Below are 12429 nucleotides of genomic sequence, written 5' to 3'. Positions count from 1 at the left end.
TGTCATTCATTCCTACTTATAGCAGTGTTCAGGTGCAGGGAATTCACCTTTTTGCACTTGTTCCACATAGTGCCTGAAAGCGCTGGCTAAAGAGCCCGTTTCGGCTAAAAAATCTTTCGCAAACTTAGGTAAGTAGTCGCTGTTCATGCCTAAAAGATCATGCATAACCAGAATTTGTCCGTCGGTATCCGGGCCAGCACCAATACCTATGGTGGGAATGGTTAACTCTTCGGTTATGCGCTTACCCAGGCCTGCCGGGATACACTCCAACACCAACAACTGAGCACCGGCGGCCTGTAGTTGCAGTGCCTGGGCCAAAGTCTGGTCAGCTTGTTGCTGCTGCTTGCCCTGAACTTTATAGCCGCCGATAACGTTAACCGATTGCGGCAATAAGCCCAGATGTGCACACACTGGTATCCCCCGGGTCGCCAGCCCCTGAATGGTTTCTGTCAGCCACTCGCCACCCTCTAATTTAACCATGTTAGCGCCGGCGCGCATGAGCTCGGCGGCGTTTTGATAACTTTGTTCTGGGGTGGCGTAACTCATAAAAGGCATATCAGCAATAACAAACGCCTGCGGCGCTCCGCGACGCACCATAGTAGTGTGATAAACCATATCGGCGAGTGTCACCGGGACCGTTGAACTTAAGCCCTGTATAACATTGCCAAGAGAGTCACCAACCAGCATAAAATCGACACCCTGTTCGGTCATGGTTTTAGCAAAGCTGGCATCGTAAGCCGTTACCGAGGCAATTTTTTTACCCTCTTGCTTCATTTTTTGCAGACTTGCGATGGTCACTGTTGACATGCATTACTCCTTAACCAGTTGTTGGTGCAGTTCCTGAGCAGACAATACCACCTGTAGCTTGGTGTTGGCAGCGCGACCGACTTGTTCGGCGACCGTATTGCCATTGGGTAGTCTCAGCGGTGCCGCAATTTCCTGTAGCGGAATGAGCACAAAATCACGTTCGTAAATACCCGGGTGAGGTAACTTAAGTTGTGGGTTGTCAGATTGAAGATCATCGTACAGCAGTAAGTCAAGGTCCAGAGTCCGTTCGCCCCAGTGGCGCAGCCTTTGCCGGCCAAACTGATTTTCAATAAGATGTAGCCGCTGCAGTGTATCAAAGGCGTTCAGACTTGAATTCAGCTGACAAACTGCATTGATATAGTCCGGTTGATCCTGTGGCCCCATCGGGGGACAGGTGTAAAGGGACGAGTAGCTCAGCAGCTCAAACTCAGCTGTCTGACTCAAACACCGCAGTGCGTCGACTAGTTGCTGTCGTGGCTCGTTTAAGTTAGCCCCCAGTGCGACGAAAACGTTAGCCATGGTCGTTGTTATTATTATCCGGTTTGTTGCTTCTGGGTTTCCTGCGACTGCGGCCTCCGCGCCGCCGGCGGTTGCTGGGCTTTTTGCCGCCTTCATTACGCGCTGAGGGACTGACCACTAAGTTAGGATCCTGTTGCGCCTTGGTCCAGAAATCAGCCAGCTGCTTAAGGTTTTCGCCGGGTAAAGCGGCACCAGACTCTTGTCTTAAAAGCAGAAAGTCATAACCGGCGCGGAACTTTTTTTGTTCCAGCGTTTTTTTAGCCCGGACACCCTTGGTGTTTTGCAGGCGCAATTGCATTTGCCAGATGTCTCTGACAGTGAGACTAAAACGTTTGGGTATCGATAATGTCTGCGACTGACGGTGCAAAACGTCAGCACTGCCGACATTTAGTGCGTCCATTGGCGGTAAGCCACCTTCGTTTTCCAATTGCTCGCGGCGGGCCTGTAAAGGCCACCAAAGTAATACTGCCAGCAAATAAGCCGGTGTGACCCGCTGCTCTCGCTGCACCCGCTGATCAGTATTAGCAAATGCTTTGCGCATCATAATCACTGGCGGACTATCGGCAGCATCCAGATAACTTTTTAAGACAGGAAATAACTGCTGGAATAATCCGTAGCGACAGAGTAAATCAAAGTTAGCCTGCGCTTTGCCAGCCATAAAGAGTTTCAGGAATTCGTCAAATAAGCGTGCCGGGGGGATGTTCTTCAGTAAGCCTGATAACTCGCTTAGCGGTTCGCTAACATCATCGCCCAGAGCCATATTCAGTTTGGTTGCAAAGCGCACGGCGCGCAGCATGCGCACCGGATCTTCCCGGTAGCGAGTTTGCGGGTCTCCAATCATGCGCAGGATACCCGCTTCTATATCCCGTTTGCCGTTAGCAAAGTCATAGATACAAAAATCGGCGATATTGTAATACAAGGCATTAACAGTAAAGTCACGGCGCTCGGCGTCTTCTTCGATTGAACCATAGACATTATCGCGAACCAGCTGACCGTGTTCATCTTGCTGAGCTATCTTTTTATGGTCCGCATTATCGACATCATGGTGACCCCGGAAAGTAGCCACCTCGATGATCTCGCGACCGAATAATATGTGCGCTAAGCGAAATCGTCTGCCGATGAGCCGACAATTACGAAATAAGTTTTTAACCTCTTCCGGAGAAGCATTTGTGGTCACATCAAAGTCTTTGGGTTGCAGTCCCAGCAGCAAATCGCGGACACAACCACCGACTAAGTAAGCGTCGAAGCCAGCATTATGCAAGCGATACAAGACTTTTAGCGCATTAGGGCTAATGTCTTTACGTGAGATCGGGTGTTCATCACGCGGGATGACCCGCAAAGGTGGCAACACCGATTCATTTTTTTGAGAGTTATTGTTGGTGCCGGAAAATGCGCGTCGCGCAAGTTCAGTTAGTTTTTTAATGATGATAGTTCTCCTGAATCATCAATGAGTTGTTACAGGCAAGGCGAATATTTCGTCAAGCTATTGTAGCGCTAGTCCGTAGTTATCTGCCACTTTTTACGCCACTTTTCCACTGCTATGCTTAATAAATCCGCCACATCCTGAGCATCGGGCAAATCAAGCTGCAGGTATTTAGCCGCAGCGCGTAAATTATCCATGGCGCAGCGGCTATCAATAGCCGGTGCGTGATTTTGCTTGCTCAACTTACGCCCAACGGGATCCACAACAAGAGGTAAATGCATCATCCGTGGCTGCCGTTTTGCAAGGCATTGCCATAAGCTGAGTTGCCAAAAACTTGGCTGCAAAAGATCAGAACCGCGGACGATATCGGTGATACCTTGTGCTATATCGTCAACAACAACGGCTAGCTGGTAGGCGTACAACTGGTCTCTGCGGCGGACAATAAAGTCTTCCCGGGCGCAGATGGTTGAGGCTGTAACTGTTCCGTGCCAGCGATCTGAAAACGTCAGCACCGGCTGGTCATTTTTAAAGCGGATGGCATGAGGGCTCGAGCGCGGCTGCCGGGTTCGGCAGTAGCCGTCATAGCAATCGGCCCGAGCCCTTATTGCTTTGCGACTGCAGTCACAGGAATATAGATAGTGAGCTAATTGCTCAAGCTTATGTTGATATATTGAGTCGCGGTCGCTTTGCTGTACTACCGGGCCATCCCAGACCAAGCCATGATCCTGTAACTGTTTTAAGATAACCTCAGCAGCTCCACTTTGAGAGCGAGTTTTATCGACATCCTCGATACGTACCAGCCATTCTCCGCAATGAGCTTTCGCATCAAGGAAAGACCCGAGGGCAGCCACCAGGGACCCAAAGTGTAAGGGTCCCGATGGAGTTGGCGCAAAACGTCCACGATAAGGGCTCGGCACAACAGCAACCTGGGCCGGTTTAGGCCCCTGTCATTTGTTTTTCTTTAATTTCTGCCAACGTTTTGCAGTCGACACAAAGATCAGCTGTAGGCCGTGCTTCAAGACGACGAATCCCAATTTCGATACCACAAGAATTACAAAAGCCGAAGTCGTCATCTTCGATTTTTTGCAAAGTCTTTTCGATTTTCTTGATCAGTTTGCGTTCGCGGTCCCGGGTTCTTAACTCGATACTGAATTCTTCTTCCTGGGCAGCGCGGTCAACGGGATCGGGGAAGTTTGCCGCTTCATCTTTCATGTGGTGAACCGTGCGATCAACTTCCTGACGAAGCTGGCGGCGCCACTCCTCGAGTATTTTACGAAAATGAACCAGTTGTTGGTCATTCATATACTCTTCGCCCGGCTCTGGTTGATAGGGCTCTAAGCCGGCCAACGCCAGTATGCCATGCGTTTTTTTCTTGCCTTCTGGCATCACGGATCTCCTAAATAATTTAATATCGCTGCGCGATAAACTGGTGGCTTTTTCAGCCGCTAAACGGTCGCTCAAAAAAGGACGCTACGTATAGCAGAAGCCCAGCTTTAGCGCAACGTAATTAATACAAAAAACGAACGAATTATTGGGCCACTAGCGACAAAATTCAAGTCTGTTTTAAGCAAACCTTAATTTGGCGGTCCAGTTTTATCTGCTCAGGGTCGATGGAGACTTTGTAAGCATAAAACTCAACACCGGCGGCTGCAGCTTGATTACATAATTGAGCGTACTTCGGATCAATGTGCGCCGCAGGTGTCACTTGATCGATGGCGCTGTGCATGACTACGAACAAGATTACTGCCCGGTGACCCTGCTGGCGCGCCAAAATAAGTTCTTGAAGATGCTTTTGAGCCCGGGTGCTGACCGTATCTGGAAAATAGCCCTGCTGATTTTCAGCAAGAGTGACGCTTTTAACTTCAACGAAACACAAATTGCCGTTGGGGTTTTCTCCTAACCAGTCAATACGGCTATTTTGAGCGCCATATTTTTGTTCCGCGCGCCAGTTAACTAAGCCTTCCAGTTCCTTAATGTGCTGGTTGTTCAGCAGCTCGCCGGCAAGCGCATTAGCGCGCTGAGTATTAATAACAATCCAATGCCCCTGCTGATTTCTGCTAAGCTCCCATGTCATGGCGTACTTACGTTTAGGGTTATCAGAAGTACTGCACCAGACTTCGAACCCGGGTTCAGCACAGCCGGTCATTGCGCCGGTATTAGGGCAGTGAACTGTGGTAATATCGGTGTTACCAAAATCGATATCTGCCAGAAAGCGTTTGTAACGCTTGCGTAAAATTCCCCTTTGTAAGGGCCTATGGAATTGCATTAGCAACCTCGTGAACTTACATTAATGGCAGCGATAACCTATAAGGAGCAGTAGATTATGTCCAGCGCATTACCAATTTACCTGACCAAAACAGTGCCGGTTGATTACATTAGCAACAATGCGGTTGTATGTTTTAAAGACAACGCAGCTCACATTATTTTGCAGGACTCTGAACAGGATAACCTGCGACGGATCCAAAAAGCCGGCCGGCAGCTGGACAATCAAGCCATCGGCGCAGTTAAAATGGCCGGAGATGGTTGGGATAAAGAGCGGCAATGGGCTTTATCTCTGGGTTTTACCTCGACCTTATCGACTAATGAAGTGCAGTGGCATGACGACGACAGCGACAGTGCTGAGCAGTTAAAAAACCTGAGTGAAGTGTACCGCTTTACCCGTGAATTAGTGAACTTATCAGCTGAAGAAATTTACCCATTGAGTCTGGCAGAGCGCGTTGCAGAGCACTTAAGTGCCCTGGCGCCAGAGCAGGTTTCTTATGAAATAATAAAAGGCGAGCAGCTAAAGCAGGCAGGCTGGATGGGTATTTACACGGTCGGCCGCGCGAGCCAGCACGAACCGGCAATGCTGGTGCTTGATTATAATCCGACAGGCGACGAAAAAGCTTCTGTATCTTCGGCTTTGATTGGTAAGGGCATAACTTATGATTCGGGCGGTTACAGCATTAAAGCCAGCGAAGGAATGTTGAGCATGAAGTGTGATATGGGCGGCGCGGCTACGGTTAGCGGCGCGTTATCACTGGCTATCCGGAATAAGTTAAATAAAAGGGTAAAACTGTTTTTGTGCTGTGCAGAAAACATGATCGACGGCAGTGCTTATAAATTAGGTGACATTATCACTTATAAAAACGGTACCACCGTTGAAGTTGTTAACACTGATGCTGAAGGGCGTCTGGTGCTGGCAGATGGTTTGCAAGCCGCTGGCGAAGCCGGCGCTCAGCAGATTATCGATGCAGCGACGTTAACCGGGGCTGCGCAAATGGCCGTAGGGAATGAATACAATGCATTGTTCAGTGTCGACGATGATGCTGCTGCAAAAGCATTAAAAGCTGCGGAACAGGAAAATGAATTACTGTGGCGTTTACCTTTAGCGCCCTGGCACTCAGAAAACTGCCCTTCAGCTTTTGCTGATACAGCCAACAGCCGGCCGCAAAAAGGTGGCGGTGCCGGCGGCGCAAGCAATGCCGCAGGGTTTTTATTGAAGTTTGCGCCGAACAATGGTCAGGGCTGGTTACATTTCGACTTGGCCGGCGCTTATCAAAAATCGGCAACGGCATTATGGCCGGTAGGAGCAACGGCAATGGGTGTCCGCACAATTGCCGCTACGTTATCGGATTGAAAACTGTCTGACCATTTAGGTAGAGGTAATTACGTCGTATGGCTCTACCCATTGATGCCATTACTGAAGATGTTGTAGCGCAGCTTCCCGGTGCCAGGCTGGTTATCCAGGCGCCACCGGGAGCAGGCAAGTCAACCCGTTTACCCCTGGCGCTACTGGCGAGCGGTGCCAGGGTTATTGTTTTGCAACCGCGCCGGCTGGCTGCAATTAATATCGCTCACTATCTGTCCGCTCAATTAAATGAGAGCGTTGGTGAGACCGTCGGCTATCTAATCCGCGGGGAACAAAAGCGCAGCGCAAAAACGCGCTTGCTAATCATGACCGAAGGTGTGCTGGTGCGCTGGCTGCAGGATGACCCTGAGCTTAGCGGCTTTGATTGCGTTGTTTTTGATGAGTTTCATGAGAGGAACTTATACAGCGACCTGAGTCTGGCGCTGCTTATCGACAGCCTGCCGCTGGCACCGCACTTATCATTGTTAATTATGTCTGCCACCCTGCCTGCCGAGCCCATTCAGCAGTGGCTGCAAGAGCGCCTAAAGCAGCCAGTCAGGATCTTAAAAAGTGAAGGCAGACAATACCCTTTAACTGCCCATTATCGGCCTGCGGGCCAGCAGCTGTGGTTAAAAGCCATGCCGGACGTCATTGTCGAGGCTTACCAACAAAGCCAGCGTGGCGTTTTAGTTTTTGTCCCGGGAGTGCGGGAAATTAATTACCTGATTAATGTACTACAGCAGCGAATTAATACGCCGGTTTTGCCATTACATGGCCGTTTACCTTTGACAGCTCAACATAAAGCGTTATCGGCTGATTTTCAGCGCCGCATCATTGTTGCAACGAATGTAGCAGAAACCTCGCTAACCCTTTCTGCTATTGATGTTGTCGTTGACAGCGGCCGACAGCGTGTTAGCCGCTACCGGCCACAGTATGCAACAACTCAACTGCAAACCCGTTACATCTCCCGGGCCTCTGCGCAACAAAGGGCGGGCCGTGCCGGCCGTCAGGGGCCTGGCCAGGTTTATCGGCTGTGGAGCCAGGCCGACGAGCATGGCTTTAGTGAGTATGGTGATGCTGACGTTGCTACCCAAGAGTTAACGCAACTGGTCGCCGAAGTCTGTTTATGGGGTAGTCAGGTAACTGATTTAGCCTGGCTGACGCCCCCGTCCCCCACCAATACGCAACATGCCCTCAGGGTGCTTGAGCGTTTGCAGATTGTTCGCCAACAGCAGTTAACGGCAACAGGCAGGGTGGTTATGTCAATGGGCGGAGATATTCGCTTGACCCGGGTTGCTCACCAAGTTCGCAGCGATTCAGTCAGTAATAAAGAAGCAGTAGCCCAGGCGTTAGCGACACTGGAAGAACCCGACCGACAGTTGACTGAAATTGATTTTATCACCCGTATACAGCGACATTACCAGGTGGGTGAACAATCCCGCCGATGGTATCAAAGATACCGTTACTGGCGGCATCAACTGGATCTGACCGGCAAGCAGCATGCCAATTATGACAAGCTGGGCTGGTATTTGTTATTTGCTTTCAGCGACCGCATTGCCCGGCGGATTGACGAGCACAGTGTACAATTAATGTCTGGTGCCCGGATAACAAGCCGGCAAGTCAGTGAACACAGCCAGTGGCTGCTGGCTCTTGATGTGCAGCTGGCAGAGACGGCTGAGTTTAACCGGTTAGGGGCCTTGCTGCCATTGAAAAAGGAAGCACTGAAAGAACACCCGGCAGTGCCGCTAAACGAGGCAACAACCGCTGATATCGGCCATGTCGGAAAACCTAGAGTGACGACTAAGCAGTACATTGGTCAATTGTTGTTCAGCAGCACAGAGTTGCAGACACCAGCAACTAAAGAACAAATTAATGCTGGCTTAAGGCAGTGGCTGCAAACGGCCGGACTTGAAACCCTAAAGTGGTCGCCGCGCGCTTTAAACTACTGGAACCGGCTGTACTATTTTTATGGGTTTTATGAATCCCGCCAGCCATTAAACATTAAGTTAAAACCGGATGCAGAAAACCTGCTTGAGCATTTGCCGTTATGGGCGGAACCATTCTGGCTGGGCCTGCAATCGTATAAGGATCTACAGGGCTGGGACCCGCTGCCGGCATTACAGAATTTACTCGATTACCAGCAGCAACAAGAGCTGGCTGTACAATGTCCTGTTGCCTGGCAGGCACCCACGGGCCGTCAGGTAGAGATCACGTATCCTTCGTTGCGCGAAACCGAACAGGGTATAAAACCCAAAGTGGCAGTGAAATTACAGGAGCTTTTTGGCGAGCCCCGGTCGCCAAAAATATTGAAAGGCCAGCAGAGCCTGGTACTTGACTTACTATCGCCGGCGGGTCGTTTATTGCAGCGAACCGAAGATTTGGCCAGCTTCTGGGCTAACAGCTACGCCGAGGTGAGAAAAGAGATGCGTGGGCGTTATCCTAAACACCCCTGGCCCGAAGATCCGGTTAATGCGACTGCGACTCAAAAAACCAACCGGCAGCTAAGATGATGCAAATTAATTGGAAACGCTATTTAATGATGACCTCGCTTAAGCTGGCTTTGGCTATCGCTGCGGTTGTCAGTTTTTATTTAATTTATCTGGACGCCAGTCTCTCGAAAGTTTTTGCCAGCCAACGCTATCAGGCGCCGGCCTTAGTCTACGGAGCAGAAACACCGTTGTATGCCGGGCAGCATCTGGATAAACAGCAGCTGATAGAGCAACTTGAACGATTGAGTTATCAGTACAGCAGCAGTACGGAGGAAACTGGCTACTATTCCCACGCTGGAAATCGTCTTATGGTTCACCGCAGGCCCTTTGAATTTGCTGACGGTCCGGCGATGTCACTGCGGGCCGAAGTCATATTTGAAGCAGGCAAAATTCAGTCGTTGCGCGCCTGGCCCGGCGGCCGCAAGCTGCAGGAGTTAAGGCTTGAACCCCAGCTGATAGGGCGGATTAATCCGCTGGACAACAAAGATCGCTTGTTGATTGGTTTAGAGCAAGTGCCTAACCAGCTTATCGAAACATTGCTCCTGATCGAAGACCGTAACTTTTACCATCATTCGGGGGTATCTGTCTGGTCAGTTATGCGCGCTTTGGCAGCTAATATTAAAGCCGGCAGAACCGTGCAGGGCGGCTCGACATTAACCCAGCAGCTAGTAAAAAACCTCTACCTTACGCGACAGCAAACGCTCTGGCGAAAGTTTCATGAGGCAATGATGGCGTTGGTAATTGATTATCGTTTTGCAAAAAACACCATTTTAGAAACCTACTTAAATGAGGTGTACTTTGGCCAGGATCGTAGCCATGCCATCCATGGAGTCGGTCTGGCCAGTCAGTATTATTTTGGCCGTCAGGTGCAGGAGTTAACAGCCGGGCAGGTTGCGCTGCTGGTAGCCATGATTAAAGGGCCTTCTTATTATGATCCCCGTCGCCATCCGCAGCGCACACGAAAACGCCGGGATACCGTACTGCAATTAATGTACGAGCACGATCTGATTACCAAAACAAATTATATAACCGCCGTAGAAACACCCCTGGTAGTGCGTGACAGCCCTCGCCTGGTCGAAGAAGATTACCCTCATTACATTGATTTGGTCCGGCGCGAACTCAGTAATGTTGTGCTGCCTGCGGACTGGCACGAAGTTGGTCTGAAAATTTATACGGCAATGGATGTCAGCTTACAGTCGCGGGTGCAACAGGTTTTACGCACCGGCGTGCCGGACCGTGCAATTGACAAAATGCAAGGAGCAGTCGTTGTCAGCGACTACCGAAACGGCACAGTGCGGGCATTAGTTGGCTCACGAAGCTCTGACAGAGGTGGTTTTAATCGGGCGATACTGGCATTGAGACCAATAGGCTCGCTGATAAAACCGGTGATTTATGCCTCGGCGATGACGCTTTCTGAGAACATGCACCTGGGCAGCCGCGTGGTTGATGAGCCGGTGTCTCTGGTTGATGAGCAAGGACAAAAATGGCAGCCGCAAAATTACGATAAAGACTACCTGGGCGAGATGCTGATTTATGAAGCGCTGGTTAAGTCACGAAACATCCCGGCTGTGCGAATAGGCTTACGGGTGGGTACTGATACCCTGGTGAGCGACTTAACTAAAATGGGGGTGACCACACCAATGCAGGCGTACCCCTCGTTGACCCTGGGAGCCGTTGAGTTATCACCTTTGGCAGTTAACCGCATTTATGCAACGCTGGCTAATGATGGCAACTACCAGCCCTTACGGGCGATAACCAGCATTACCACGCATAACGGTATGACAGTTTATCAGGCAGACTTTAGTCAACGTCGGCAGATTTATTCGCCGGAGGTAAGTTTTATGACTCGCTATGGCATGGCGGGTGTGGTGCAGGAAGGCACAGCCAGCGGGCTTCAGCCAGTACTCAAAGGCGCGACTGTGGCTGCAAAAACCGGCACTACGAATGACTATAAAGACAGCTGGTTTGTAACCATTGATGGTGAGAACGTCATAACCACCTGGTTGGGCCGTGATGACAATGAGCCGACGGGATTAACGGGAAGCAGCGGCGCTTTGCAGATAACCCGCGAAATTTATCGCCATCATCCGCCTCAGTCCATGTCGTTGCAGCCGGTTGGCGATATCCGTGAACAAAGTTTTCATCGTCAAAAAGGAACCCGTATTCCGGCTCATTGTGAACAGTCGGTTAAATTACCGGCACCCCCTATCAGGCTCGATGACGACATTAATTGTAACGCCGAAATCGAGCAAAAAAGTTGGCTGGAACGCCTCTTTGGGGGGTAATTAAGATTTTAGCCTGGCGAAGGCGTGTTTTACGGCCGCCAGTGTCTCTTTGATATCCTGCTCTGTGTGAGCGGCGGACATAAAGCCACCCTCAAAAGCTGAAGGTGCAAGGTATACGCCTTGTTCCAGCATCAAGTGATAAAAGCGGCGGAAATGTTCCATATTACACTCAGTTGCCTGGCGGAAGCTGGTAACTTTCTTTTCGGTGGTAAAGAAAAACCCGAACATCGAGCCTGCACGGTTTGTGGTCAGGGGAATACCGGCTTCGTCCGCTAACGCCTGCATACCGTCCAGTAATTGATCAACCCGGGCGTATAATTGTTCATAAAGGCCGGGAGTTGTCAGTTGCGTTAATGCGGCTAAGCCGGCTGACATGGCGACTGGGTTACCGGATAAAGTTCCGGCCTGGTAAACCGGTCCGGTAGGTGCAATGTAATCCATCACTTCTTTTTTGCCGCCAAAAGCGCCAACTGGCATACCACCGCCGATAACTTTACCCAAGGTAGTTAAGTCCGGGTTAACCTTATAGCGCTCTTGTGCTCCGCCCGGAGCAGCTCGGAATCCACTCATTACTTCGTCGAAAATCAGCAGGGCTCCATGCTCATCACAAATGTCGCGAAGTCCTTCTAAAAAGCCAGGCACTGGTGGGATACAATTCATGTTGCCAGCGACTGGCTCAACAATAATACAGGCGATTTGATCACCCAGCTCATTAAAGGCTTGTTTTACCGAGTCAATGTCATTGTAGTCGACTGTCAGCGTGTGTTTTGCAAAGTCTTCCGGAATCCCTGGTGAGTTGGGGACCCCTAAAGTAAGTGCGCCCGAACCGGCTTTAACCAGCAGGGCATCAGCATGGCCATGATAGTTACCTTCAAATTTCAGTATTTTATCGCGGCCGGTAAAACCACGGGCCAGACGGATAGCTGTCATAGTTGCTTCGGTGCCGGAATTCACCATGCGAACTTTCTCAATGGACGGTACCAGGGCTTTTATTTTTTCTGCCATGGTAATTTCGATTTCCGTTGGGGTACCAAAGCTAAGACCCCGTTGCGCGGCAGCAATGGTCGCTTCCAGCACTGCAGGGTTATTATGGCCTAAAACCATAGGCCCCCAGGAACCCACGTAATCGGTGTAGCGCTTGCCGTCAGCGTCAAACATATAAGCGCCCTCGGCGCGTTCTATAAAAATCGGACTGCCGCCTACGCCGTTAAACGCCCGTACCGGCGAGTTGACCCCTCCGGGGATACTGAGTTGTGCTTGTTTAAAGAGTTCTTCAGAACGGCTCATGCTAAAAAT

General features: G+C 50.4%; 10 protein-coding genes. 3 read left to right on the top strand and 7 right to left on the bottom strand.

The window, feature by feature from the left end; all coding sequences use genetic code 11:
- Window positions 1–12: 12 nt before the first annotated feature.
- From panB to sfsA, 6 genes are all read right to left on the bottom strand, one after another.
- Window positions 13–807: a 3-methyl-2-oxobutanoate hydroxymethyltransferase gene (gene panB / locus LG288_RS10395; RefSeq protein WP_404400274.1), complete on the bottom strand. Its 795-nt coding sequence runs from the start codon at window positions 805–807 to the stop codon at window positions 13–15.
- Between the two features lie 3 nt (window positions 808–810).
- Window positions 811–1326: a 2-amino-4-hydroxy-6-hydroxymethyldihydropteridine diphosphokinase gene (folK, locus tag LG288_RS10390; protein ID WP_404400272.1), complete on the bottom strand. Its 516-nt coding sequence runs from the start codon at window positions 1324–1326 to the stop codon at window positions 811–813.
- Window positions 1319–2656 carry a polynucleotide adenylyltransferase PcnB gene (gene pcnB, locus LG288_RS10385; RefSeq protein ID WP_404403103.1) on the bottom strand — a complete coding sequence of 446 codons (1338 nt, stop codon included), beginning with the start codon at window positions 2654–2656 and terminating at the stop codon, window positions 1319–1321. Before pcnB ends, folK begins: the two co-directional genes overlap by 8 nt.
- Window positions 2657–2820: 164 nt before the next feature.
- Window positions 2821–3666, bottom strand: a complete 846-nt coding sequence (gluQRS, locus tag LG288_RS10380) for a tRNA glutamyl-Q(34) synthetase GluQRS (RefSeq protein WP_404400270.1) — start codon at window positions 3664–3666, stop codon at window positions 2821–2823.
- 19 nt (window positions 3667–3685) lie between these two features.
- Window positions 3686–4135, bottom strand: coding sequence for an RNA polymerase-binding protein DksA (gene dksA, locus LG288_RS10375; RefSeq protein WP_404400268.1), 450 nt, complete (start codon window positions 4133–4135; stop codon window positions 3686–3688).
- A 166-nt stretch (window positions 4136–4301) separates the two neighbouring features.
- Entirely contained in the window at window positions 4302–5015 is a 714-nt protein-coding gene (sfsA, locus tag LG288_RS10370; protein WP_404400266.1) for a DNA/RNA nuclease SfsA, read from the bottom strand.
- Window positions 5016–5072: 57 nt separating this feature from the next.
- Here sfsA and pepB point away from each other — a divergent pair, with 57 nt between their 5' ends.
- Genes pepB through mrcB form a run of 3 tightly spaced genes read left to right on the top strand, consistent with a single transcriptional unit; the run spans window position 5073 to window position 11133 of the window.
- On the top strand, window positions 5073–6368 hold the full coding sequence (pepB, locus tag LG288_RS10365; protein WP_404400264.1) for an aminopeptidase PepB: 1296 nt from the start codon (window positions 5073–5075) through the stop codon (window positions 6366–6368).
- Window positions 6369–6406: 38 nt separating this feature from the next.
- Window positions 6407–8869, top strand: coding sequence for an ATP-dependent helicase HrpB (hrpB, locus tag LG288_RS10360; protein ID WP_404400262.1), 2463 nt, complete (start codon window positions 6407–6409; stop codon window positions 8867–8869).
- Window positions 8866–11133 (top strand): penicillin-binding protein 1B, encoded by a 2268-nt coding sequence (gene mrcB, locus LG288_RS10355; protein WP_404400261.1) that lies wholly within the window; start codon window positions 8866–8868, stop codon window positions 11131–11133. The genes hrpB and mrcB overlap by 4 nt, the downstream gene beginning before the upstream one ends.
- Here mrcB and hemL read toward each other — a convergent pair whose 3' ends face one another.
- Window positions 11134–12420 carry a glutamate-1-semialdehyde 2,1-aminomutase gene (gene hemL, locus LG288_RS10350; protein WP_404400259.1) on the bottom strand — a complete coding sequence of 429 codons (1287 nt, stop codon included), beginning with the start codon at window positions 12418–12420 and terminating at the stop codon, window positions 11134–11136.
- Window positions 12421–12429 lie beyond the last annotated feature (9 nt).

The organism is Idiomarina seosinensis, assembly GCF_044797955.1.
Taxonomy (GTDB): Bacteria; Pseudomonadota; Gammaproteobacteria; order Enterobacterales; family Alteromonadaceae; genus Idiomarina; species Idiomarina seosinensis_A.
This window is presented reverse-complemented; position numbering and strand designations above follow the sequence as displayed.